Consider the following 24,143-nt stretch of genomic DNA (forward strand, 5'->3'; position numbering starts at 1 on the left):
ATTGCGCAATAGCTGGCAGACTGTGGTCATCATGCCCCCTACTCCCACCAGCCGGAAACACTAGTGCGCCCGGTACCGAACTCAATTCCGGCCGCACGAAAATATTCCACCGCACCGGCATGAAGCGGCAGAACGTCCCCGGCTTCTACAAGGTCCTTTGTTTCCGAGCGCCGTGCCCGGGAATAACGGGTCCTGGCCTCCTCCATCTCCAATGCGTGCAGGGATTGGGCGAGCACGGACACGGTCGCGTCATGCAGCTGGGTGCTGGAAACGAGGACGACCTCCGTACTGACGGTCACGATGTCGTCAGAATTCCAGGGAAAAACATCGCCCGGTATCGTCGCGACTTCAAAGAACGGACCCGAATTCAGGACATCGACCAGTTCCTGGGCTGTCAGGGTCAGAAAACGTGCATCGCATTCCTGCGTCAGACGATCATAGAATTCCGATGGAACCGGCAGCGCTTGGAATACAGCATCAACAGCACCGTTGCAGAAGGCATCCCCTGCTGCATCGCGGGGCAGTTCGTGCACCATTTCAAAATCACTGTCGTTCCAGTCGGCAAGATCGAAGACCAAACGCGCAAATGCGCGCTCTCCCGACCCGGGATTGCCGACATTGACGCGCCGACCCCGCAAATCCTCCAGGGTTTCGATGTCGGAGAATGCCGGGACCAGTATCACCATCGGGCTGTCATAGACCGTTGCGATGGCCCGGATCTGCGGAAACGGGCCGTCTTCTCCAAAGGCACCCTCCCCACGATATGCCTCATAGGCCAGATCGGCGCGCGTGATCACCACATCCATTTCGCCGGATCGCAGCGCATTGATGTTGAAGATCGAGCCCCCCGTCGCATAGGTCCGGCATCTCACACCATGTCCGTGACGTCCGGAATTGATTCCGTCACACAGGTTCAGGCCCGCTTCATGCGAGACGCCGGCCTGCATTCCCGCCCCAAGCGCGATGTACTTGTCCATCGCCACCGCGGGAGGGATGACGCCCATCAGGGAGGCGGCAACAGTCATTGCGAAGATTCCAGCCAAAAAAAGATTCCGGAGATCTGTCCCTTCCGCTGGCCGGCCCATTGCGCTGATGCTCATCGCCGCCTCCCCCGTCTCGAGGTCACTACTGGCCGAGGGCATTCACAACGGCGCGTTCCACGGCGGGCGGACGATGAGCCTTCAATCGCTCATCGATTGCAGCCTGCGCGGCTTTGGCATCGCCGACCGGTGCGATGGAGCGCCAGTACGCCTGTTCCTTCGCCTGGGCGGCATCCATGTAATCCGGATAGGCATACATCAGCGGCACACCGCCGAAGTCGCGATTGAAGATTTCGACATTGAAGGTCGCGCCGGACCCACGATCGTTCCAGACCCATTTCATGTCTTCCATATCGACATACGACACGGTGGACGGGCTTGCCTTGATGCAGGCAATGGAGTCCGGCCAGGGCTTTAGATCGGACGTATTGTTGGTCACGAAGCCGACGGCGGTGAAGCCAACCGGACAGCGCGGCATCCAGATGGACCCGTCGGTCTTCGCCCCGGAACAGCGATCACTCCAGACAAAGTCGAAATCCTCCGGATACTCCCACCAGACTCCCTTACCCTTCCGGGCATTGCAGATCTGGCGCAGTTCACGGGGTTCGTCATAGCCGCTCTGAATATAGTCGCCCAGGCTGATGCAATCCTTGGGGTTGTCCAGGCGCGGGCGCCAGAACGAGCCGTCATTGTCGCCGCCCGAGCCACGATCGCTCCACACCCATTCAGCCTTGGCCGGTTTGACGCGCGCCTCGGTATACAGACCCGACGGCTCGCTGCCGATCCCCTGGTCCAGCTCCGCCATGTATTCGTCATAGCCCTGAACGGTGAGGAAAATGACCTTGTTGAAGGCTTCCAGTTCCTTGCCGGTGAGGCCGAGTTCCTTTTTCGCGAATTCGGGACCGTGCTGGGCCAGAAATTCCTTCAGTGCCATCTCCGCCGCCTTGCCAGCGCCATACTTGGCAGCACCGGCGGGGGTATACTTGCTCAACTCGCCCTTAAGCTTCCATGCGCGCAAGATGTATTTCACACGCAGTTCCAGATAGATGCGGAAGGGATCCTGACTCCAGTCCACCTCAAAGATCGGTCCTACGAGATAATCCTTGATCACGGGCGTTTCGTAGATCCGCCTGGCAGCCGCGTTTACGTCGCCCTTCAGAAGGTTGGTGAGAACGTCCTTCTTGAGGTTGTGGATTTCCTCAATGTCGCCGGCAACGGCACGCGCCCAGGATTCTGTTCCCTTGGAACCGAAATCCTCCACGAGCTTTCCGATCGTCTTCATGTGAGATTGGGGAATTTCCTGGGTCAGGGCCCCGGCGAGGGTAAAGACCTGCCCATAGGGGCTGCCTTGAGAGGCAATCTTGCCCAAGGCACCGGCTGCCCCTTTCAGATCATTGTTCCTGATCGCGGTCAGCGTCGCCGAGATGTTTTCTTCCAGCTTGCCGTATTGCGCCTTTGCGTGCAGCGCAACCCAGGAAAACGGTTCCTTGGGCTTGCAGCTGCTGGCCCCCGGAACCGTGTCGTCCCGCCCCGGGAAGGTGTGCAGGATCTGGTCATTGTTGCCTGACTGGATGGCGACGGGATACCCCAGCATGTCGACATCGAAGCGCATAATGCCGGATGTCAGGCTTTCGAAATCCTTCCAACTGCCGTTGCCACTGCCGGAAGCCCGGGGCCGCATGATCTTCCCATCGGCACTCAGATACCAGGGCATCCCGTTCATCGATACATGGATGTCCACGGCGTCCTGCTTGAAGACCGACCAGCTGTTCTTGTTCAGATCGACATACAGCGCCCCATGCCCGGACCCGGCGAACCAAAGCCGCCTGTTATCCGGATCCGCGGAAATCCGCATCGGCTGTTCGGCGATCGAATCCGGCTTGCCGTCACCCATGACGACAACCGCCTGCTGCGGATTACGTCCCTTGATCTGAAAGACCGTCCAGAGGCCGTTCTTGCGTCGGTTCCATTCCTGATGATGGATCTTGCCGTCATATCTGTCACCGGCGACCAGTTGCCGGCCGTGTTTGACGTCGGTGATCGTGAACCCGCCGCCCCGCTGCAGATCAAAGCGCCATCGGGCGTTTGCCTTGGCGCGCCATTCCGGATTGTTGGGCTTGGCGTATATGCGGCCATCATAGCCGTCGCCGGCGGCGAACAGCTGGCTGCCGTCTCGCGAGACGAGCCAGACGCTGCATTCCTTGCGGTCTGCCAGTTCGATACGCCATTCCGCCGCTTCATAAAGATAACCATCACCGTGGTTGCCATCCTTCCAGCGCAGCGATTTCCGATGCTTTGCATCGTCGAGCCGGAAGATGCCGTCTTGCGGGAACTTGCAGGCCGGGCCCTTGGTGATTTTCTCATAGTACAGCGGCTGCGCCACATGCAGGGTCCACCACTGCTCCGGCCGATTCCGCAATACAAGTGATTGCTCGACATCCTGATGATAGACACTGCCGTCGAAGTTCTGTCCGGAGACGAGCGCCCGGCCGTGCTTGTAATCGACCAGCATCACCCGACCATCTTCTCCGCTGACAAGGCGCCACATCGCATTTGTGCGGTCCTGATGCGGCTGCAGATAAATCTGATTGTCGTGGGAATCCCCGGCGACGAGATATCTCTCCGGATTGGTGCTGTCGCGCAGCCGGAACAGGCACGCATCTTCGACCTTCTCGAAGTTCCAGACAGCCTCATCGTCATAGGGCTGGGTGTTCCGGTTGATCGCATTGTGCTCCGGCTGACTGCGATTTCCTGCGATCAGGCCGCGCCCGTGCTTGGCATCCGTCAAAATGTAGAATTTCGATTTCGTCGGAAGCGTGCAAAGCACCTTGCCCGGGGCGCGCTTGTTCTTGCCGCTGGATGTCATGGAACTCATCATCTTCACGGCTGACATGGAACTCTTGCCGCCGCTAAGCAGACGCCAGTTCCTGTTGTCGAAGAAATAGACCTCACCGTCTTCGCCGAGCATGTATGGGGTCTGTCCGTCATAGGCCAGATCCCGGACCAGTACCGGCGCCTCCGCCAGTTCGCTGGTGGCTTCGCAGCGCCCGTTCGACAGATTTCTGTCGTAGACGATGACCCGGCGGTTGTCCGACGCCGCCAACCCCTGCGACCCGTGTGCGGCTACCTTTGTGGCGTAGAAGTTGTTGGGGCGTGGACATTCGGTCCAGCCGCTGCCGGAGCGCGCGAAATTCATGTAGAGTTGGCCGGATTTGTTGATGCTCCATTTGACCATCTTGCCGGCGGCCACTTCCCTGCCCTTACCCCATCCCTCCCAGCGGATATTCGCGGCAGATGCCGGAACGGCGGCGCTGAACACGAACCCCAGAAGCGCGCCGGCTGCGGTCCAGCGACCAAGTATGGAATATGACATCGTTAGCATTCCTCTCCGAATTCCCTTCGCGCCCCGTCGCCTTGACCCGCCTTGTGAGGAGCCGGGAGAATGACCTGAAGCTCCTTGGACAGTGACGGTCACAAGCCTTTGGGAATCCTATCGGATCGCTAACGAACAAATAAATTTATTCTTGTAATATAATCATTTCAAAAAATGATAGTCATGCTCAGTCCATGTGGAGGCAGCGCCTCCCGGCGCGATGTCCTCTCATCCCGGTGCGCAGGTTGGCGTGAACTTTCGTCGGCCGACACCGCGCCGATGCAAGGTGGCGAATGAAACCCTGCCGGATGTCCATCGGATCTCTAGTGGTGGGCGGCACTGCCGGACAGAAGCTTCAGCATGCGGTCAAACCGATCACCGGCGAGGGAGACCTGATCCAGCAGCTTTTCGTCCAACTCGTCTTCCAGGACTTCCTCGCTGTCCAGAGTTACCGCTTCACCATACCCCAGACGCCGCACCGTTCCGCGCAGACGATCCGCCAGAAAGAAACAGAGCGCCTTGTAGAGCCGCATACCGAAGGCGGGGTCATCCTGGGTACGGCGTTCGATTTCGGAATGTGTCAGTTCCAGGACGGTGACCGGGCCGTCGGCCACAACCGTCGCCGATGGCGGGGATTCGTCCACAAACGACATCTCCCCGACGATCTCGCCGGTCCCCAACCGCGCAATTAATCCAATCTTCTCGTCCTCGACGCGCAGTCTGCCGTCCAACAGGAAGAAAATGCTGGTGCCGCGCACGCCCTGTCGGATCAGCGCGGTTCCGTCTTCGAATTTCACCCGTTGCCCGGCGCGCGCCATCCATTCGGCATCGGTGTCCTTCAATTGACCAAGGATTACGAGAACCTTGCGCATGACTGTCTCCCTGCACCCAATCTAGATCATCTGTCTTTTCGCGATTTCGGCGAACAGCCCATCCTCCGCCAGCAAAGCCTCAAAGCGCCCCTGCTGGACCACCCGCCCCCGATCCATCACCAGGATCCGGTCGACATGCCGAACGGTCGACAGTCTGTGTGCGATCACGATCCGGGTGCCGGTCAGATGCCGCAGACTGTTCATCACCAGATCCTGAGTTGTGTTGTCGAGTGCGCTTGTCGGCTCATCCAGCACCAGGATCGTTGGATGTTGTGCCAGGGCGCGGGCAAGCAACAGGCGCTGGCGCTGACCACCGGACAGTGTGTTTACGCCTTCGGTCACGACGCTGTGCATGCCCATCGGCATTGCCTCGATATCCGGCGCCAGGCCGACCATGCGAGCGGCGCGCCAGGCGTCCTCTTCGGTCAGCGTACCGTTGCCGGCGATATTGGCGAAGATGCTGCCACCCGACAGTCGGCCATGCTGCAACACCACCTGCGTCTGGCGGCGCAATGAGGAAAGCTCGAGGCTGTGCAAGGGAATGCCGTCGAACAGGACCTCCCCGGATTCGGCCTCTGCAAACCCCAGCATCAGCCGCACCAGGGTCGACTTTCCGCTGCCGGAAGGACCGACGATGGCAATGAACTCGTTCGCATCGATCGAAAGACTGACATCGTCCAGGACAAGCTTGCTGTCCGGCGAATACCGGTAGCTGACATTGCTGATATTGACCGCGCCCCGCAGTCGAACCGCCGCGCGGGCGCCGTCCGATTCTTCCAGCGGTTCCTCGACAACAGGGCGAAGTCGTTCGAACATCGGTACCGCGACCAAGGCTCGGGTCAGAGCTGACACAAGTGCGGTCATCGAAAGCATGAGTTGACCGAATGCCGCATTGAAGGCGACGAAATCGCCGGTCGACATCAATTCGTCGGCTTCCTCACCTGTCGCGGCGGTCATGATGTCGAGTTGCTGCTGCTGCGCGGCATCTTCCATGACGACGGCGGTTACGGCGAAGATCGCCCCGGTTGCCAGGACCGGAAAGACCGACTGGAAGACGGTCTGCATGTTGGCCAACGCCCGTGCCTGAACGAAGCAGCGCTTCTGCGCAGCGTAGAGGCCGGCCCATCTGGCGTAGGCGCGCTTTTCAGCACCGGCCACCCGCAGCTTGCCGATCGCGGACAGCACCTGGAGAACGAAGCCTTCCGCCCGGCCCTGCTGCGTGATCCGAGCCCGCTCGTGAACCAATTGCCGGTGCCCCAGAAACCCGACGACCGCCACGGATAGGGCGATCATGCAACTGGCCAGAATGGCAAGGCGCCAATTGTAGTAGAACAGCAAAGCGAGACTGAAGATCGAGAAGACTGCTCCCAAAAGGCTTTGAACCGTGGTGCCGCTCAATGTCTGTCGAATTGTCTGGATGCCGAGGACCCGGTCGGTCAGATCACCGGTGGTAAAGCGCTTCAGAAAATGGGTCGGCAATCGCAGCAGCCGATCGAACAGTGAGGATTGCAGGACGAGATCCGCCCTGCCCTCGACCCGCAACAGCGCAACGATCTTGACCGCTTCGAACGACGCAGCACCGAAGCCGGCGAAAACCAGGGCGAGTACGATCTGGAGATGCCCGGGGAAATCCGCACGCGGCAACACGGTCTCGATCAGATGCCCGGTCAGGACGGGTGTCATTGCCGCGATCACGCCGCCGCATAGACCCATCAGGGCAATGCGGCGGAAGTCGGCCCTAAGCGAAGGGAGTATGAAGTCAAGAATGTCCCTCAGCGACGCGATAGTAGCCGGCAGAGGGCGATAGACCATCATGGCGTCTGCGGAGAGACCGTCTGCCACCGCGCGGTCGACCTGCATTGGGTGACCGGTCGCACCGGCAATCAGAACATACCCTCCCGCCCGACCCGGAATCAGCGCGACCGCCTCTCCGCCTTCGGTCATGAACCCCAGTAGCGGCCCGTTGTCATGGCGCCACCACGCGTCCCGCAGCAGCACCTTGCGGGTACGGACGCGATAGCTCAGCGACAGATTTTCCAGCGGGTCGATGCCGGGACGCGGCGGCGCGGCGCGAGGTGCATCACCCAGTCCTACGCCCAATGCTTTCAGCACAACGCGAAAGGCCGCGTGCAGGCCGTTCCCACCGAAATCAATGTCCGACAGATCAAAGGCCGGTCTTCCGAGCATCGCTGCCAGATCCCGGATGGAACGATCTAGCGCCGCCCCTTCCGCGGACACAATGCGTTCAAGGCGCCGCTGGGCGAGATCGTCCCGCTCAGAAAATACGTCGGACAGGGCCCGTTGATAGATTTCGAGGAACCTGGTCAGGACCGGCCGCCATTGACCCCGTTCGATCAGCGTCGCCATGTCCAGGGCATTGAAATCCGTGAACTCCGAAGCCCCGACCCAGGAAGACGCCGTAACCGGTAGGCAGTCGGCCCGTCCGGCGAGACGATCCTGTAGCAGCAATCGGTCACCGGATTCCGCTGTGGCCCCACCCGCAAGCCATACCGGGCGGCGACCGGTGGCAAAGGCGGCCTCGCCCGGCTTCAAACTGCCGGACATGCCGGGCTCGACAACTACCTCCCGCTGCGCCGGACGGTTTTGTTCAATGCCACGCAACAGCCCGGCGACGAACCGATCGAGACGCTCCCCCAGAGACGAAGGGTCCATGCCGTCGAGATCGAACCCGACCTGGACACGCGTCCCGACAGTGCCGACGGCCAGCAAGGCGAGTCGGGTCTGCCCGTCCGGTCCTTCTTTCGGAATTTCATTGTCGCAGAGACCAAAAACGACATCCCCTGCCCTGGCACGATAAATCGGATACCGCATACCGGTCGCAACCACGCCTTCGACCTCCACGGCAAAGACGTCAACATGACCGTCGACGACACGAAGGCTGTCCCCGGTACCGATCAACAAGATCGGATTGTTCGAACCGACCTCCCGAATGTCCGTTTCCGATGCGGCGAAGGGGTAAGGCGCTCGCTGGTCTTTGGACAGGGTCCGGTCCATTACGCGTCACTCCTCATCCGCGATGAGGGTTGCATAGGTCCCGCCGGCCCCGATCAGGGCGTCATGAGTGCCGCGTTCGACGATCCGGCCGCGAGACAGCACGATGATCTCGTCGCAGTCCCGGATCGTCGAAAGGCGATGGGCGATGATCAGGCAGGTGCAACCACGCCGCCGCAGATTGTCGTCGATCGCCTTCTCCGTCACCGTATCCAGTGCCGCGGTCGCTTCATCCAGGATCAGGATACGCGGGTCCTGTGTCAGGGCACGGGCGATTTCCAGACGCTGGCGCTGCCCGCCGGAGAAATTCGTCCCCCCTTCCTCCACATGGCATTCGAGCTGGCCGGACCGGCTCATGACCTCGTCGCGAATCTCGGCATCTGCCAACGCCCGCGTCAGTTCCTGCGCGGAAACGTCATCGTCCCAGAGCGTTAGATTTTCACGGACAGTCCCATCGAACAGAAATATGTCCTGGTCGACATAGGCGACCGAGCCGGCATGGACGTGCCTCGGAATCCGTTCCAACGGATGTCCATCCACCGCGACAGTCCCGCTCCACGGCTCAAGAAGCCCGGCGGCGATCCGTCCGATCGTCGACTTGCCACTGCCCGACCCGCCGACCAGCGCGACACGGGACCCGGGCGCCACGGAAAGGGAAATTCCGTCCAGCAATGGCGGGTCGAGCGGGCTATACCCGAAAGTGACATCCGTCAGGACCAGTTCCCCATTCAGAACCGGCGGCCCCTGCCATTCGGATTCCGGCGGAGACGGCGCCGGCATGGGATGCGCTTCGATATCGTCGAGCCGCGCAATGTCACCACGCACACGCTGCAACTGCCCGCCGAGATCGACCAGCGCGCCGATCGGTGTGACAAAACTGAGCATCAGAGACTGGATCGCAACGATCGAGCCGATGGACAGAGCCCCTTCCATCACGCGCATGCCGCCGATGCCCAGGATCGCCGCGGTGGTCAACGCACCGGTCAGAACCGGTGACGCGGTCAGCAAGACATTTGTCAGACCGATCACCCGCTGCGAATCCAGCATCTTCGCCTGATATCCGGCCCAAGTCCGGAAGGCGTCGTTCTCCATGCCGCTGGTTTTCAGGTTTTCCGAAGAACGGATACTGCCGACCGTTGCCGCGGCGAGCTTGCCGCTATCCGCCATCAGCGCGCGATTAATATCCACCCGGCGGCGGGAAAGGACTTTCAGCAGGATCAGGTTTGCCGCTGCCAGGGTGAAACCGACCGCCGACATCATCCAGTCATAGACGGCGATGGCCAGTCCGTAAAAGACGACCATCCCCAGATTCATCACATTTGTCGCCAGTTGCCCCGATAACAGCATGGCAATCCTGTCATTCGCCGCCATGCGGTCGGCCAGGTCGCCGGCATGCCGTTGAGCGAAGAATGCAGCAGGCAAATGGATCAACCGCCATAGGAAGCGGGACGCCATGGTCAGAGCCAGCTTGGTCTCCAGCCGCAGAAGGTAGCGTTGCTGCAACCAGGTGAAGGCGCCACGCAGCATTCCCGCTACGACGATCCCGATCACCAGCGGAACCAGCCAGCTTTCCTTCTCGTCGACCAGAATCTCATCGACGAATATCTTTGAGAAACCGGCAATCGCAATGCCGGGAATGACGAGAGCCAGACTGGCCAGAACGACGAAGGCGAGCGCCGAACCGGACGATCGGAGCCGCTGCGCCAGAATACCGATCAAGCTGGACTGCGCTCCTTGCTTCCGGAAGTCCGGACCGCGCTCGAATGCCAGTACCACACCCGTGTAATACTCACCGAACTCGTCCAGAGGAAGCCTGCGAGGGCCGGACGCGGGGTCATTGATATAGGCGTATCCCCGCCGTATCCCCTCAAACACCACGTAGTGATTGAAGTTCCAGTGGATAATGGAGGGGACCGGCAAGTCCGGCAGCGCTTTCGGTTCCTTCTTGAAGCCCTTGGCGGATAAACCGAAGCGCCGTGCGGCCTTCAAAAGGTTGCTGGCCTTGCTCCCGTCCCGGGTGACTCCCGCCGCCACCCGCAGCGCATCAATGGATTCCCAACGGCCGTAATAGCCGAGCACCATGGCAAGGCACGCAACGCCACATTCAACGCCGGTCATCTGCAGGACGGTCGGAGTCCGCGCCCGGTTGCCAAACAGCCGCCGCCGTGCATGGCCTTTGATGCTTTTCAGTGCTGTCGTCATCGATCAGAAGGTCCAACCGGACCAGAATCCGATGCCGGTATGCCTGCGGATGAATGGCACGATCAGATTGGCCGGCGGGTCCTCGGAAACCGTGATTTCCGCCTCCAGCGTCGTCCCGGCTGTGATCGGCACCGGCGGTCCCGTCCCCGATGTCCAGCGGTAGCCGCTGGTCGTCTGGACATCGGATATCAGGTCCACCCGTGCCGCATAGGGCGCACCTTCTTCGGAATAGGCCCCGACCAGTTGTTCGTTCTGCAGGATGCTCAACATGCCGTCCCGCGTCGCCGGATAGTCCGAAACCTCGATTACCCGACCCAGCAGGGCACCAAATTCCTCCTTCTTCACGGTTGACGGTGAAAGATGCACCGTCATGCCCGGCACGACGCGCTTCCCGTCCTTCGTTGGAACGAACATCATCGCCTGGAGAACTTGACCGTCCGTAGCAATGCTGGCGATTGCGGTGCCGCGTTGGACCACGGCGCCTTCAAAAATCTTGAGTTCGGTCACCCGCCCCGATGTCGGTGCCAGGATGCGCGCTTCCTGGGTCAGCCGGGCGTCAAGTTCACGGACACGGTGTCGGGCCTCGTCGACCCGCAAATCGACTTCCGTCAGGCTCTTGGCGTGCGCCGTATGAAGGCTCAGCAATTCGGATTCAAGTTCCAGAATGCGATTCCGGGCGGTGCTGATATCCTGCAGGGACGCATTGTATTCGGCGGTCTTTGTGTCCAACTGGTCCCGTGTCGCATATCCTTTCGCCGCCAGTGCCGCCAGATTGTCCAAACCGGCCGACAGCGATTCCGCGCGCGCCTGCGCGGCCCGAATGATCCCTTCCTGCGCGGCCTTCTGCTTTTCAAAGTTGCCGGACTTCAGTTCAACTTCCTGATCGTAGTTCCTCTCCAGGACCGCGCGTTCGCGTAGCCTCCCGGCCAGAACCTCACGCGCGCTCTCGGCCTCCTGACGGAGTGCATCCTGTTCCAGGACGGCTATCTCCTGGCCTTTCACAACCACATCGTTCTGATCGACCAGCAGCGCGACGACGGTTCCGCCGGATGGCGCCATGGCATCGAGAATGCGCCCGCCCGAGGTCACAAAAATGCCCTTCCCCGAGACCTGGTCCGGAATCTGTCCGAAAATTCCCCATCCGACGATCCCCGTCAGCAGCATCAGCAAAGTCAACAGCGTGACCCAGCCGAACGGATCGGATACCGGCACGACCCGATCCAACTGCTCAGGCGATGAAAGCCTGTCCAACGCTGCCTGACGGAATATCTGCCGTGCCATGTGGTCCGCCACCTTTCGCGCCACATCCCGCGCCATGGTGATGAAAGCCGGGATAACCAATTGCAAACTGGTTGGATTCTAGCATCGCAGGGGGTTCAGACGGTTGGCTGCACTTGTCTGAATGTCTCGAAAGCATTGCGTGAAGGTTTCGACGGGCAGCCCAACCGACGATATCGGCCATTTCTTGAATATTCATGGCCAGGAACCTGTTAGGCTATCGATGAGCCGTGGAATCCATCACCCGGAATTGGGCGCATGAATCAGATCGTTGATGACAACAACCCCATTCCCATCCCACGGCTGAGCTTCGACACCCAGAGTTTCGGTGCGAACGATCGGCTGGATGCCTGGCGTGAGAATATGGGCGTCTTCTTCGATCTGTCGGCAGTCGATGGCGGGCGTCAGGAAAGCATCGCGCGGGCGCGGATCGACGCCTGCAGCATGGCCGGTACGGTTTTCGGTGTAACCACGGCCGACGCACAATTGTTCCAGCGTTCCGAACAGCGTGTCGCACGGGACGAGATGGAGCACTTCCTGATCCAGGTCTTTCTTCATGGCGGCGGCCGGACGCGGGACGGTGAGACGATTCAGGCCGGCGACATGCTGATCATCGACCTGGATCAGCCGCACAGCATGGTAACGTCGGATTTTTCCAACCTGACACTTGTTCTGCCGCGCGAATTGCATCCCGCACTATCGGATATCCTGACCCGTCTGCATGCCAGGCGTCTGCCCAGCACCAGCCCGGTCATCCGGCTTCTCGCCAGCCACCTCCAATCAATCTGGCATAATGTCGGCGATATGACGGTGCAGGATTCAGGCGCGACGCTTAAAGGTACGATCGGGCTGATGGAATGCTGGCTGTCGCAGAGACAGTTCAGCGAGGATCTGTCGCCCGAGGTATCGTCCGGTCTCGCCAAATCCATCTTCCGTCACATTGACGCGCACATTGAAGAACCCCTTTCCCCTGAACATCTATGCGGTCTGTTCCGGATTTCCCGATCGCAGCTCTATCGTATCTTCAAGCCCTATGAGGGCGTATCCCGCTATGTTTGGGAACGACGCATGGTGAAGGCCATGCGCATGCTGTCGAACCCGATTTTCAGCGAACTCGCTATCGGAACCATCGCGTTCAAGTGCGGGTTCTCGACCGAACCGCATTTCAGCCGCTCCTTCAAGGAACGCTTCGGGATCAACCCAAGTGCCTTCCGCCGTGACGCGTTGGAAGCCTGTCTCAATGGCGGAAACGGAAGCGACCATGGCCAGCATTATCGCCACCGCTTCGCATCCTGGATCCGGGAACTCTGACATAACCGGTTCTGGATGTTCGGGCATGGGCATAGCGCCGATCAGAGGCAATGGTGGCGGCGTCTAGGGAGGGCAAAAACCCGGAGACGCGCGACATGGACTGTCCCCGGCCAAACAACTGGAGAAATTGATGACCGATAACTCTGCCGGGCAAGAGAATGTCCTAAAATTCCGATCCCTGCTGGAAGCCAATCCGGCGCTTCAGGCCGATGTCGAGCAGCATGTCGGTAACGGAAGCTGGAACGCCACGGCCATCGTGCAGATCGGGCGCGATCACGGACTGGAGTTCACAGCAAACGACATCGAAACCGTCATGGATCAAGACGATGAACTGTCGGATTTCGAATTGGAGCTTGTGGCTGCTGCCGGCGGCCCTACGCAGTGCGGCAACGACGGCTTGTAAGTCAGGATAGTGGTTGTTCGGGCCCGGAAACCGATCCGCCGGCCCCTATTCCCCGACTGTTCGAATCGGCCCCGGGCCGGGCGCGACTAAGCAACGTCTTCTGGATGCTTGGACATGGTCGCTACATCTCCGAACAGCGATAATTGCCCTGCCATTGGGAGGGCGTGCGCCGATCGCGTCCGGCTTGGACGAACCTTCGGCCATTACATTGTGGAGAGAATGATGACCGATCACGCCGCTGGGCATGCGAATGTTCTGAAATTCCGGTCCCTGGTGGACTCCGATCCCGCGCTTCAGGCCGAGGTTTCGCAACATGTCGGGAACGGGACTTGGAACGCCGCGTCCATCGTCGATCTGGCGCACACCAAGGGTCTGGATTTCAGTGCCGACGACATTGTCGATGTTCTGGACGAGGACGACGAGCTTTCCGACTTCGAACTGGAACTCGTGGCTGCCGCCAACCCTGTTTCGTGCAACAATGACGGCGCATAACGCCACATAGCTGGCCCTCGAGCCTCAGCGCCATCTCGGCAGGAGTTTTTTCAGAACTCCATCCGGGCTACGACACGCCATGTAAACGGATCGGGACAACCGGGCATATTCTTTTCACGTGTCGGGACGACGATGATCCCTCTGTCACGGGAGGGCATCAGTCGAATGTGACCGTTTGGAAGCCGCAGCCGAATAGTGTGAACAGGAGAAGTCTATGACTGATATCCCGGTTGGGCATTCAAACGTTCTGGAATTTCGGCCCTTAATTGACGATTGCCAAAAATTGCAATCCGAGGTCGCGCGCCATGTCGGAAACGGCGGTTGGGATTCCGCCGCCATCGTTCGCATCGGCCATGCGCGGGGACTGGACTTCACGGCGGCCGACATCCAGGCAGTGATGGAACAGGATGACGAACTCTCCGACTTCGGGCTGGAACTTGTCGCCGCAGCGGTGCCAATCAACTGCAACGACCAGAATATTCGGGCCTAGCAATCCGAGTCCTGTGGAGCGGCGTCTCCGGCATGGCAGTTTGCAGCGGGAAACATCCTCTATGGCCCTTACAGCCCGTCCAGCACCCGCCGCCCCACAAAGCGTGAATCCGTCCATATGGTGAATGGCTTAAGCCGACGCTGCATGATCCCAATCATGCCCGGATTCTCCCCATAGGTCTCATAAACCGCGACTGACCTCGGTCCGTAAGCCTCGGCCTGAAAACGGCACACATCGTAGACGCCGGCGACCAGCCACCCCTTCCGTTGAAGCTCTGGCGCGACATAGCCATTGGTGTAGTGATAGTAGCCGTCCTCCGCATGGTTTTCGCCGAGCACCCAGCCGACGATCTCTCCGTGGCGTCGCAGCACGATCGAAATTCGTGGGTCACAATGCGGTTCGAACCGGCGGTAATCGAAACGCCAGTCGTCTGACACGATGCTGTCGGCCCTTTCGCGATCCGCGTCGGTCAGGCTTTCCCACGGCGTTGCGGCGTAGCCCTGTCTCGCGAACCTGTGCAACATCGGTGCCCAGGACGGCCACGCCCGCTCAGTCCAGTCCGCATGACCGGCCAGTCGGAATTCGACCAGTTTCGGTGCCGACCATCCGTGTGCCGCCAGAAAGGCCTCAAAGACATCCGGGTTTCGCATACGGTCAGAGTGGTAGGCAACGAGGCATGACAGTCCCGCAGCGCCCGCCGCTTCCTGGGCCCGGTCCATCAGAGCATGCCCAATGCCCTGTCGCCGCTGGGCCCGTTGCACCATGATCGACAGGATCCGCATTTCCGGTTCGGATTCCTTCGACGCCCGCTCCGGCCGCATCAGCACGAGCCCTGCCGGTCGGTCCCCCAAATAGGCGCCGAATGCTTCAACCCTGCTATCGGAATTGTCAGGCGACGGATCCGAGGTGAGCAACTCTCGGAAGCGCGGGTATGTCATCGTGATGAAGTCCCTTGCCGTCGCGCCGGCAACTGGCTCGATCCTAATCATGGCCGACATCGATCGCGCCTCCCGACCTTATTCCGCTGTCCTCTGCCATCAGGACTCCACCCGTGATCCATAGCAGCACTCCAAGGATCAGGGCCGCCTGCGCAACCCGCAGGACGCGCCACCGGCCGGGATGAAGGAGTTCCGGCATCCGGCCATCGCCGTGCACACCGATAAAGCGATCCACCGCCTGCTGACGAAACAGCGGGCGCTTTCGAAATTTCAGGGCATCCATTCGGGCGTCCTTTCGCGGGTCTCTTCGGGAACGAGACTGGCACCGGGGCTGGTTGGCGCGCCATTTTCGGCAACGAGGCTACCTCCCTCCATGCGATACACGCGATCGGCCAGCCCAAGGGCGCTGGCACGGTGAGAGACCACAAGACAGCCAATACCAAGCGCCCGGATTGCAGCGAAGATCTCCAGTTGCTGAGCATCCGGCAGGGCATTAGTCGCTTCATCCAGGATCAGCAGTTTTGGCCGCCGGATAAGTCGACGGGCGATCAGGATGCGTTGCTTCTGACCGGTCGAGATGCGTTCGGAATCGACAATGGTCTGTATCCCCATCGGCATCGCATCCAGATCGGGCTCCAACTGCGCCTGCCTGGCGGCTTCCCAAATTTCCGGAAGCGTGAAATCTTCATCACCGCCGATATGCCCCCGGATCGTCATGGCTTGTTCCAGTTCGTCGTCCTGCAACACCGCGCCGACCTCCTCCCTCCAGGCGGAAATATCGGTCGCAACGAGAGGCTTGCCTTCGCGCAGGATCTGCCCCTCATCCGGGGACAGGAAACCAAGTATCAGGCGCAACAGTGTGGATTTGCCGCAACCGGATGGACCGGTAAGCGCGACGATTTCTCCCGGCCCGATGTGGAGCGAGACGCCGTCGACCGCCCGCTGCGCGACGCCCGGATACCGGTAACCAACCTGTCGCAGATCAAGGCTGCCGACGTCGGTTCCAACCGCGGCCACCACCCCCGTCGGGGATGGAGGATCAACGGGGGCATCAGCGAGCCTTTGCAGGCGCCGCAGAGCCGGACCGATCCGTATAATCTCGCACAGTGCCCCCGACACCTGCCAGGCCGCGATTGCGGCGAGCAGAAAGGCCAGTATCGATGCGCCCCCCTGGGTCGTTACGGGGCTGTTGCGCAGTAGTGTCAGGGCGAAGCATCCGACAACGGCAAACGCAAACCATTGCAGCGCGGCTTCAGCCACCGTCTCGCATCGTCTTACCTGATGGGCGGGTCCGCACTCCGTGTCGACCAATCTATCCCAGACGCCAAGTGCGGCTTCTGTCCGCCCGGACTGGCGGAGCTTGGCAGCACTCTTGGTCATTGCGGCCAGGAACACTCTACCGGCAGGACGCAACCGCAGGACGGCTGCAGCCGCGTCCGAGCGACACCAGGCCAGCAAGGCTGGAACGACGACAAACGGGGTCAATAGAAACGACGCAAGGCCGACGGATTGAGGCGTGAGGACGGCCACGACAATAAGGCACGGGATAGCAGTGGCCCCCATAACGAGGCGGCGCGAAGCGCCATTGCGCAGAACGTTCAACAATTCCGGAATAGCCTGCAGGCTGCGGTTCACTTCCTGCGGCGCGCGGTTCCGAATGAAGAGCGGCTGAATCCGCATCAGATGCTGATAGAGGGCTGAATGGGCCGACAGTTCCAGAATGCCTTCAACCCGGTGCTGCGCTGATAGGCGTGTCGCCCCCAGGACAACGATCGCGACCGCCCAGAAGGCAATTCCGATGCCCCAATGACCCGGCGGTGTGCCCCCATCTGAAAGCAGGAATAGCGCAGCGACAGGCCCACAAGCCAGCAACCCGGCAAGCAACAGATCTGACACAACGCCTTCGAACATCGCCTTCCCGACCGGTCGCAAAGGAAACCGGAAGAAATCGCGCGCTCGCGCAACTTTCTGTGCGAAACGCGGATAGATCCGATAGGCGGTCGGCATCAGTTCGGAGGCCCCATCGGACAGCAGAAACGTGCCGCCGTCGGGATCTTGAAAATACCCGGCCCCAGACGGATTCGGCAGGATCGCGACCGGTCGACCGTCCTGCTTGCGGAATCCGATCAGCGGACCGCAATCACGCCGCCACCATTCCGCCACGACGAATCTCACCGGGCGCAAAATCAACTGATTGTGTCGCGCCAAGTCCATCAGGACGCTTCGCGCCGTCCCCTTCTGGGAGCAAGCGGGGATGGTGATGGCGGGAATACGAGATGCCTTGGCGGCCAGTTCGAAGACCCGGGTCAGATCGCCAGTTCGCAGGGTCATGGACGACGCATGGCTCGTCACCCCTTGTTCTGACCCCGTGTAAGGATCCGGCCTGGATTCAGACAAGGGGACAGCAGTCATGGATGCGTCAGAAGCAACCCGCCCTTCGGACAACAGCAGCGTTCGATCGCAGGCAGAGAGGGTCGACGCACGATGACTGATGACCAATACTGTCACGCCGCGTCTGCGAAGGTTCTCAAAGACGCGCCGTTCTGTTTCCGGATCGAGCCCGTCCGTCGCCTCATCGATCACGACGAGGCCGGGATTACGGGTCAGGATCCGCGCCAGTTCCAGCCTCTGCCTCTGCCCGCCGCTCAGATTGGCGGCACGCGGAGCTAACGGCGTGTCGAGGCCAGCCGGAAATCCAGCGATGACGTCCTCCAGGCAGGCATCCGCTACGGCAGCCTCCAAATCCGACTCCGACACGGCATTGTCCCAAAGACACAGATTGTCGCGGATGGTGCCCGGCGCGAAGAACGGATGCTTGTCGAGCCAACCGATCCGGCGGGCCAGATCAGCCGTGCCGATGGCGCTGATCGGTCTATCGTCCAATTGCACCATACCGGCCCAGGGCCGGTGCAATCCGATCATCAACGCCGCCAGGGCCGACTTTCCACCGCCAGATGGCCCGGTCAGAGCGACCCATTCCCCGGGTCGCACGGTGACGGTAACAGCATCGAACAAGGGCGGCTTCACCGACGAGAAGCCAAAACGCACCTCCCGGAGGCAGAGTGCCGCACCACGCGCCGGCCAGATCATCGGCGGGTGCGGTGCTTCAAACTCGTTACTGCAGTCGCTCAGATCGTCGAGCGGTGGCAGCATGAAATGCAAAGCATCAAGGCGGCCATGCAACCGGGCGAAGGCGCGCAACGGCGGCAGCAACAGGGTGATCAGAGCAAATGTGGCTATCAGAGTTCGCACAGCACCATCAGATGCCGGGGGAAATACCCAGAAGCAGATCAGCACCCCCGGCCACATCAGGAAGTATGTCAGGTCGGCCGATAGTTCTGCGCCCCCCTTCATCAGGCCGGTGCGCTGTCGGATATCGAGCCGGCGGGCACAAAGGCCCATCGCGTCCTTGAAGAACTCCCGGTCGCCGCCGCTGGTCTTGAAGGATTCGAAGTTCTCCAGGCTGTGCGACAGTTTCATCCAGTGCGCGTCACGATCGTCCTGTCGTACGCGCCCTTCACGACCGGCCGCCTTGTCCGCCGCAAGATTGAGCCGGAGAAACAGCCCGACCAGAAACGCAGCCAACACCGCGGAAGGCAAATGCACCACGGCGAGGGCGGAAAGCAACAAGGGAACTGCGACCACGGCCGCTGCCGCCGGCAACAGAACTCGAAACAGCGTCTCGGCGAGCGCATCATGGCCCCCGATGCGCTGCGCGAGAACCGAATGTACCCGGTAGACGAAGAAGGCATGAGCCTGCGCCAGGACATGCCGGGCCATTCCTGAAAGCCGATCCCGGCAATATTCATCTTCGACCCGCGCCGATGCCCAGGCCGAAACGGCCAGTGCCATCCCCGAGCCCAAGAAACCCGCAATGCCAAGACCGATGAAACTCGCGTCTTCCGCGCCGGTCTGGCGGGCCAGGTCCAGCAGTGCCGGCAACAACGGAATGGCCCAGATCGCCTGCGACACGAGGGCTGTCAGGATCAGACCGGGCGGGCAATGATTCAGTTGCCGCCGGATCCTGCGCCACAGCGTGATCGGGACACCGCCGGGACGAAATCTTTCCGAGGGAGAAAAGAACAGTGCGACGCCCGTGAAGCTCTCATCGAACTCTTCTCGCGACATTACGAAGCGCCCAAATCCAGGATCGGCAAGCTGAACGTCTCGTTCGTCAATCCCCTCGACCACTGTGAAATGGATGAAATTGGTGAACACGACCAGGGGAAAACCGAAGCGTTGAAGCCGGTCCGGCTCCGTCCGGACGACCCGCGCGTCGAGGCCGAAATGGTCGGCGATGCGCAGCAGATCCTTGGCGTCGACGCAGTCGCGTGAAACGCCGGAAACCCTCCGCAACGTCTCCAGATCCACATGACGGCCGTAATGGGCGAGGATCATGCCCATGGATGCCAGTCCACATTCCGTGGATTGGGTTTGCAAATGGATCGGAAACGGTCTCACCCAACTCCCCCGGACGCCTGATCCCACCTTGGAAAGAGACAGTGGATTCTCGCAAACGTCCGGCGAACAACCATGACCGTCCGTACCAAACCGGTTGTCTGCCCATTCGGGTCGACCGCAAAACCGGCAAAACGGGGCTGGCCCCTGGATCCACCGAAGTACGGTCCCACAGTCATTGGAGGACATAGACCTCGACGCCCGGGTCCGGTAAGACCTTTCGACGGCAACCATCAGGGACATCCTCGGCGTTGCCATCATGAACTGGAACTGCCGTGACCTTTGCGCAGCGTTATCTCAATCGACGCATACTGCTGGAGTTGTTTCCGGCGGCTGTCTTCCTGGTCGTGAACTTCGCATGGGGTTTGATGCCCGCGACTGCGGCGGTGATGGCGGCAACGGCCCTCGCAGTCGTTGTTGGGCTCGCGATGGAGCGCCGTGTCCCGATCCTTGCGCTCGTAACGCTTGTTCTGGTCCTGGTGCTGGGGGGTGCGAGCCTGGCCCTTGATGATGCGGTCTTCATCAAGATCAAGCCAACCGTCGGAAAGTGCCTGTTCGCCGCCGCCCTCGGGATCGGTCTCTTCTTTCGGCCCAGCTTTCTCGCCCGGGCCCTTGACGGCCAGGTGGCGCTGAGCGACCGGGGGTGGCGAATCCTGACCATCTGCTGGATTGCGCTTGCACTGTCTCTGGCAGGATTGAACGAACTGATCTGGCGCACGCTGGATGTCGATATATGGGCAACATTCAAGGCCGGCATGACGCCGGTTTCCATCGTTGGCTACATCGCAATCACACGTGTGATCGCACCGCGCTACTGGCAGGAGGCAACAGACAATCGTGCTGGCGGTTGACCCAGGCACGCCTGACAAAGCTTGAAAGGTTCTTACGCGGTCAGGTCAGCGGCCGATTGCGGTACCTCGACAGCACCCCGCCGGACGGTATTCAGCGGCCGGATTAAGTTGCGGCACGCCCGCTGGTTAATTCAAACCAGCATCGTTGCATTGAGTAGGCGCGGCGGCGGCAACGAGTTCGAGTTCAAAATCGGACAGTTCGTCGTCCTCATCCATTCCGCTTACAATATCCTCAACATCAAAATCGAATCCCATGCTCCTACCGATTGCAACAATCGCGGAAGAATCCCAGGTGCCATTGCCGACATGACGGGCGACTTCGTGCTGAAGTTTAGGATCGGAATCGACGAGTTGACGGAATTTCAGCACATTCTTTTGTGCACCATGCGAACGGGTCATATCAGTCTCCTCCACCAGGCTCTTGCTCGAAAGCGCCAATCCTTGGACGCCACCGCGCTTTAAAGACCATGTTCCCACTCGGTCGGAAATTGATGCCATGTCCAGACGCCCCCAACCGGTTGTCTGACCGTCCAAAAATCCGCAAACTCCGCCCCATAAAGGGCAATCATTTCACTGCTTCCCTTATCTGGTGCGGAGCATCTGCAGCCGAAACCAATTTTGTCTCGCTCCGGCCATTGCCGGCAATGACGGAACAAAATCCAATGACCAAACTTGGAAGGGCTTGAAAGCGTTGGCTGACCGCCAGCCGCACAAAAAAGCTTGGCGGCCCCGGCAGGACTCGAACCTGCAACCATCCGCTTAGAAGGCGGGTGCTCTATCCAGTTGAGCTACGGGGCCGGATACCGCGGCAGGAGCTCTTAGTCTCGGCCCCGCGGTTGGTCAACGGTCAATGGGTCCAGGGACGCTTGCGGCCATTCGAGAAGTTGTCCGCATAGGCCTTCGGCTTGATGCGGCGGTCCTTCGGCTTCTCGACGGTATAGGCGTAGCCGTGCTTTTCGGCATAGGCGATTGCCTCTTCGGCGGTATCGAAGCTCAGACGCACCTGCTTGCGCGTATCCGCGGAGCCAACCCATCCCATCAATGCGTCCGGACGCCCTGGATCGGCAGGTTCGAATTCCAGAATCCAATCCCGGGTCTTGCCGCGCCCGGATTGCATAGCGGTTTTCGCCGGTTTGAAGATCCTGACTTCCATTGTCCCCTCCCTAGCGAGGCCGTTTTCCGTGTCGGATGGGGTCATACCACGCTTCGACTGGAACATTCCAGCCCGCAGCACAGTTCAAATTCACCTTAATAACCGGCGTGACGTTATCGAGGGTCATCCCCCTGGCCGCCCCCGTCTCGGATCATTTTGTGGTTCTCGACAACGCAACTGGACCGAAGGGGTACGGATGATTAAAAATTCAGAAAGCGTCTTTTCGCCCCCAATGGCACAAGCACGGTCTGTCCGAATGGTTGATATGCTTCAGAAATCGAAATGCCGCGTCCTGGTCGTCGATGACAACGCGCCGGTGAGAATGCTGCTTCGCGAGCTGCTGCGGAACGAAGGCGTTGCGTCCATTTCGGAGGCGGAGAATGGCGTTGAAGCCCTCGCCCATCTGGAGGCACGGCCTTTCGACATCGTGTTCGCCGATCTGGAAATGCCGACGATGGGCGGCATGGAGCTCATGCGAACCGTCCGGGAAGAAAAGATTATCTATAACAGCCAGATACCTTTCGTCTTCGTCACGGCGCATGCCAATCCGGACCTTGTCGCCATGGCACGTAGCCTGGGCGTCGCCGGGTATCTGGTGAAGCCGATCTCGTCGGGACAACTCCGTGCCAAACTGGACCAGGCCCTGCGCATTGCGCAGAAGCTTATGGATCAGGATGCCCGGCCGTCGAAGGCCGCCGATACCTGGGATCTGAAATAGTTCGGCCGACGGTGACCGATTCCGGGTCACCCCAGTTTCCATTCTTTCGTAAGGGTGCAGAGCCCCGGAACGGCGGCGGTCCACCGGGTGGGATTGTATCGCCCCCCGTAATTCTCCCCAGCAGCCTCCATGAACAGGGGGCGTTACCGCGTCGGCATTTGCCCTGGTGCGTGCATTCAGCACAGGTCCGTTCGATCCCCTGCCCGCTTACGGCGAAATCAATCGTCTTCCACATTGACATGAATATTGATTCATGTTTCATAATTTGCCCAGAACATACAAACAGGGAGGACTATCCAGATGAAGAGAACGTTCATGGTGGGGCTGGCCGCTTCGATAAGCGCCATGCTGGCGACGACGGCACTCGCCGAAATCCGAATTGCGCATGTCTATGGCAAGACCGGGGCCCTGGAGGCCTATGCCGCACAGTCACACCAGGGTTTGATGCTTGGGCTTGAATACGCAACGGGCGGCACGATGGAAATCAACGGCGAGCCGATCGTCGTCATCGAAAAGGACACCCAGGTGAAACCGGACCTCGGCAAGGCAATGCTGGCGGAGGCATTCGGTGACGATGACGCTCATATAGCCGTCGGGCCTGTGTCCTCCGGCGTCGCACTGGCGATGCTGCCGGTCGCTGAAGAATACGAGCGCATCCTGATCGTGGAACCGGCCGTGGCCGACTCGATCACCGGCGAAAACTGGAACCGTTTCATCTTCCGGACCGGGCGCAACTCGTCACAGGATGCCATCGCGAATGCCGTGGCACTGGGCGGCGAAGGGGTGACCGTTGCCACACTGGCGCAGGATTACGCGTTCGGCCGGGACGGTGTCGCCGCCTTCAAGGAAGCCCTCGAAGCAACGGGGGCGACCCTGGCGCATGAAGAATATGTACCGACAGACACGACTGATTTCACCGCCGCGGCCGAACGCATCTTTCAGGCCATGGCCGACATCGAGGGGGAAAAGAAGCTCTTCATCATCTGGGCCGGTGGCGGCAATCCGATGGGCAAGCTCAACGCCATGGATCCGTCCCGTTTCGGCATCGAAATCGCGTCCGGCGGCAACATTCTGGCGGCCCTGACGGCCTACAAGGAACTGCCCGGCATGGAAGGCGCCACCTACTACTATTACGAAATCCCCAAGAACCCGGTGAATGACTGGCTTGTGGAGCAGCATCTCGATCGGTTCGGCACGCCCCCGGACTTCTTCACCGCGGGCGGAATGGCGGCTGGAATTGCCGTCGTGGAAGCGATCCGCAAGGCAGGTGGCGCAGAAGATACCGAAGCGCTGATTGCGGCCATGGAAGGCATGGAATGGGATACCCCGAAGGGCACCATGCGGTTCCGTAAGGAAGATCACCAGGCCATGCAGACCATGTACCACTTCCGGACCGAAATTCAGGACGGAAAGGACTATGGTGTTCCGGTTCTGGTGCGTGAAATCGGTATGGACGAAATGGACATTCCGATCCGCAACTGATCTGCACGGGCGGGCACCGTATCGGCGCCTGCCCCTGCTCCGCCCTTGCCGCTGTCACAGCCCTTCCCGT

18 protein-coding genes and 1 tRNA gene are annotated in these 24,143 nt (G+C 60.4%); 7 read left to right on the forward strand and 12 right to left on the reverse strand.

Annotation, left to right across the window (positions count from 1 at the left end; genetic code table 11):
* Positions 1 to 38: 38 nt before the first annotated feature.
* From R8L07_19265 to R8L07_19290, 6 genes are all read right to left on the reverse strand, one after another.
* On the reverse strand, positions 39 to 1,142 hold the full coding sequence (locus R8L07_19265) for a TAXI family TRAP transporter solute-binding subunit (GenBank protein MDW3207682.1): 1,104 nt from the start codon (positions 1,140 to 1,142) through the stop codon (positions 39 to 41).
* Positions 1,126 to 4,413 (reverse strand): Vps62-related protein, encoded by a 3,288-nt coding sequence (locus tag R8L07_19270; GenBank protein MDW3207683.1) that lies wholly within the window; start codon positions 4,411 to 4,413, stop codon positions 1,126 to 1,128. The genes R8L07_19265 and R8L07_19270 overlap by 17 nt, the downstream gene beginning before the upstream one ends.
* A gap of 323 nt (positions 4,414 to 4,736) precedes the next feature.
* Complete coding sequence (locus R8L07_19275; GenBank protein MDW3207684.1) at positions 4,737 to 5,285, reverse strand: cyclic nucleotide-binding domain-containing protein; 549 nt, start codon at positions 5,283 to 5,285, stop codon at positions 4,737 to 4,739.
* A gap of 21 nt (positions 5,286 to 5,306) precedes the next feature.
* Positions 5,307 to 8,300 carry an NHLP bacteriocin export ABC transporter permease/ATPase subunit gene (locus R8L07_19280; GenBank protein ID MDW3207685.1) on the reverse strand — a complete coding sequence of 998 codons (2,994 nt, stop codon included), beginning with the start codon at positions 8,298 to 8,300 and terminating at the stop codon, positions 5,307 to 5,309.
* A 6-nt stretch (positions 8,301 to 8,306) separates the two neighbouring features.
* Positions 8,307 to 10,499 carry an NHLP family bacteriocin export ABC transporter peptidase/permease/ATPase subunit gene (locus R8L07_19285; protein MDW3207686.1) on the reverse strand — a complete coding sequence of 731 codons (2,193 nt, stop codon included), beginning with the start codon at positions 10,497 to 10,499 and terminating at the stop codon, positions 8,307 to 8,309.
* Positions 10,500 to 10,502: 3 nt separating this feature from the next.
* On the reverse strand, positions 10,503 to 11,780 hold the full coding sequence (locus tag R8L07_19290) for an NHLP bacteriocin system secretion protein (GenBank protein MDW3207687.1): 1,278 nt from the start codon (positions 11,778 to 11,780) through the stop codon (positions 10,503 to 10,505).
* 255 nt (positions 11,781 to 12,035) lie between these two features.
* Between R8L07_19290 and R8L07_19295 the strand changes: the two genes are divergently transcribed.
* From R8L07_19295 to R8L07_19310, 4 genes are all read left to right on the forward strand, one after another.
* Positions 12,036 to 13,088: a helix-turn-helix domain-containing protein gene (locus R8L07_19295; protein MDW3207688.1), complete on the forward strand. Its 1,053-nt coding sequence runs from the start codon at positions 12,036 to 12,038 to the stop codon at positions 13,086 to 13,088.
* Between the two features lie 130 nt (positions 13,089 to 13,218).
* Complete coding sequence (locus R8L07_19300) at positions 13,219 to 13,491, forward strand: Nif11-like leader peptide family RiPP precursor (protein MDW3207689.1); 273 nt, start codon at positions 13,219 to 13,221, stop codon at positions 13,489 to 13,491.
* 222 nt (positions 13,492 to 13,713) lie between these two features.
* A complete protein-coding gene (locus tag R8L07_19305; protein MDW3207690.1) occupies positions 13,714 to 13,983 on the forward strand; it encodes a hypothetical protein in 270 nt (89 codons plus the stop codon).
* A gap of 283 nt (positions 13,984 to 14,266) precedes the next feature.
* Positions 14,267 to 14,473, forward strand: coding sequence for a hypothetical protein (locus R8L07_19310; protein MDW3207691.1), 207 nt, complete (start codon positions 14,267 to 14,269; stop codon positions 14,471 to 14,473).
* Positions 14,474 to 14,541: 68 nt separating this feature from the next.
* On the opposite strand, the gene R8L07_19315 is transcribed toward R8L07_19310, so the two are convergent.
* From R8L07_19315 to R8L07_19325, 3 genes are read right to left on the reverse strand one after another with little or no spacing between them, the layout of a single operon-like run.
* Positions 14,542 to 15,471, reverse strand: coding sequence for a GNAT family N-acetyltransferase (locus R8L07_19315; GenBank protein ID MDW3207692.1), 930 nt, complete (start codon positions 15,469 to 15,471; stop codon positions 14,542 to 14,544).
* A complete protein-coding gene (locus R8L07_19320; protein MDW3207693.1) occupies positions 15,455 to 15,694 on the reverse strand; it encodes a hypothetical protein in 240 nt (79 codons plus the stop codon). Before R8L07_19320 ends, R8L07_19315 begins: the two co-directional genes overlap by 17 nt.
* Positions 15,682 to 20,130, reverse strand: coding sequence for an ATP-binding cassette domain-containing protein (locus R8L07_19325; GenBank protein MDW3207694.1), 4,449 nt, complete (start codon positions 20,128 to 20,130; stop codon positions 15,682 to 15,684). Before R8L07_19325 ends, R8L07_19320 begins: the two co-directional genes overlap by 13 nt.
* Positions 20,131 to 20,144: 14 nt before the next feature.
* On the opposite strand from R8L07_19325, the gene R8L07_19330 reads away from it, so the two are divergent.
* Positions 20,145 to 20,720 (forward strand): septation protein IspZ, encoded by a 576-nt coding sequence (locus tag R8L07_19330; GenBank protein MDW3207695.1) that lies wholly within the window; start codon positions 20,145 to 20,147, stop codon positions 20,718 to 20,720.
* A gap of 126 nt (positions 20,721 to 20,846) precedes the next feature.
* On the opposite strand, the gene R8L07_19335 is transcribed toward R8L07_19330, so the two are convergent.
* The 3 genes from R8L07_19335 to R8L07_19345 form a co-directional block, all read right to left on the reverse strand.
* Positions 20,847 to 21,218 (reverse strand): Nif11-like leader peptide family RiPP precursor, encoded by a 372-nt coding sequence (locus R8L07_19335; GenBank protein MDW3207696.1) that lies wholly within the window; start codon positions 21,216 to 21,218, stop codon positions 20,847 to 20,849.
* 223 nt (positions 21,219 to 21,441) lie between these two features.
* Positions 21,442 to 21,518: transfer RNA gene (locus R8L07_19340), tRNA-Arg, on the reverse strand.
* A gap of 49 nt (positions 21,519 to 21,567) precedes the next feature.
* Complete coding sequence (locus R8L07_19345; GenBank protein ID MDW3207697.1) at positions 21,568 to 21,873, reverse strand: ETC complex I subunit; 306 nt, start codon at positions 21,871 to 21,873, stop codon at positions 21,568 to 21,570.
* A gap of 256 nt (positions 21,874 to 22,129) precedes the next feature.
* Here R8L07_19345 and R8L07_19350 point away from each other — a divergent pair, with 256 nt between their 5' ends.
* Positions 22,130 to 22,591 (forward strand): response regulator, encoded by a 462-nt coding sequence (locus R8L07_19350; GenBank protein ID MDW3207698.1) that lies wholly within the window; start codon positions 22,130 to 22,132, stop codon positions 22,589 to 22,591.
* 300 nt (positions 22,592 to 22,891) lie between these two features.
* Positions 22,892 to 24,073, forward strand: coding sequence for a substrate-binding domain-containing protein (locus R8L07_19355; GenBank protein ID MDW3207699.1), 1,182 nt, complete (start codon positions 22,892 to 22,894; stop codon positions 24,071 to 24,073).
* Positions 24,074 to 24,143: the final 70 nt, after the last annotated feature.

Source organism: Alphaproteobacteria bacterium (assembly GCA_033344895.1).
GTDB lineage: Bacteria > Pseudomonadota > Alphaproteobacteria > UBA8366 > Aestuariispiraceae > Pacificispira.

Excerpts from the sequence above, each read along its gene's own strand:
- R8L07_19265 (MDW3207682.1), bottom strand. The coding sequence starts at position 1,142 with ATGCCCTCGGCCAGTAGTGACCTCGAGACGGGGGAGGCGGCGATGAGC.
- R8L07_19270 (MDW3207683.1), bottom strand. The coding sequence starts at position 4,413 with ATGTCATATTCCATACTTGGTCGCTGGACCGCAGCCGGCGCGCTTCTG.
- R8L07_19275 (MDW3207684.1), bottom strand. The coding sequence starts at position 5,285 with ATGCGCAAGGTTCTCGTAATCCTTGGTCAATTGAAGGACACCGATGCC.
- R8L07_19280 (MDW3207685.1), bottom strand. The coding sequence starts at position 8,300 with ATGGACCGGACCCTGTCCAAAGACCAGCGAGCGCCTTACCCCTTCGCC.
- R8L07_19285 (MDW3207686.1), bottom strand. The coding sequence starts at position 10,499 with ATGACGACAGCACTGAAAAGCATCAAAGGCCATGCACGGCGGCGGCTG.
- R8L07_19290 (MDW3207687.1), bottom strand. The coding sequence starts at position 11,780 with ATGGCACGGCAGATATTCCGTCAGGCAGCGTTGGACAGGCTTTCATCG.
- R8L07_19295 (MDW3207688.1), top strand. The coding sequence starts at position 12,036 with ATGAATCAGATCGTTGATGACAACAACCCCATTCCCATCCCACGGCTG.
- R8L07_19300 (MDW3207689.1), top strand. The coding sequence starts at position 13,219 with ATGACCGATAACTCTGCCGGGCAAGAGAATGTCCTAAAATTCCGATCC.
- R8L07_19305 (MDW3207690.1), top strand. The coding sequence starts at position 13,714 with ATGACCGATCACGCCGCTGGGCATGCGAATGTTCTGAAATTCCGGTCC.
- R8L07_19315 (MDW3207692.1), bottom strand. The coding sequence starts at position 15,471 with ATGTCGGCCATGATTAGGATCGAGCCAGTTGCCGGCGCGACGGCAAGG.
- R8L07_19320 (MDW3207693.1), bottom strand. The coding sequence starts at position 15,694 with ATGGATGCCCTGAAATTTCGAAAGCGCCCGCTGTTTCGTCAGCAGGCG.
- R8L07_19325 (MDW3207694.1), bottom strand. The coding sequence starts at position 20,130 with ATGATGGCAACGCCGAGGATGTCCCTGATGGTTGCCGTCGAAAGGTCT.
- R8L07_19335 (MDW3207696.1), bottom strand. The coding sequence starts at position 21,218 with ATGGCATCAATTTCCGACCGAGTGGGAACATGGTCTTTAAAGCGCGGT.
- R8L07_19345 (MDW3207697.1), bottom strand. The coding sequence starts at position 21,873 with ATGGAAGTCAGGATCTTCAAACCGGCGAAAACCGCTATGCAATCCGGG.
- R8L07_19350 (MDW3207698.1), top strand. The coding sequence starts at position 22,130 with ATGGTTGATATGCTTCAGAAATCGAAATGCCGCGTCCTGGTCGTCGAT.
- R8L07_19355 (MDW3207699.1), top strand. The coding sequence starts at position 22,892 with ATGAAGAGAACGTTCATGGTGGGGCTGGCCGCTTCGATAAGCGCCATG.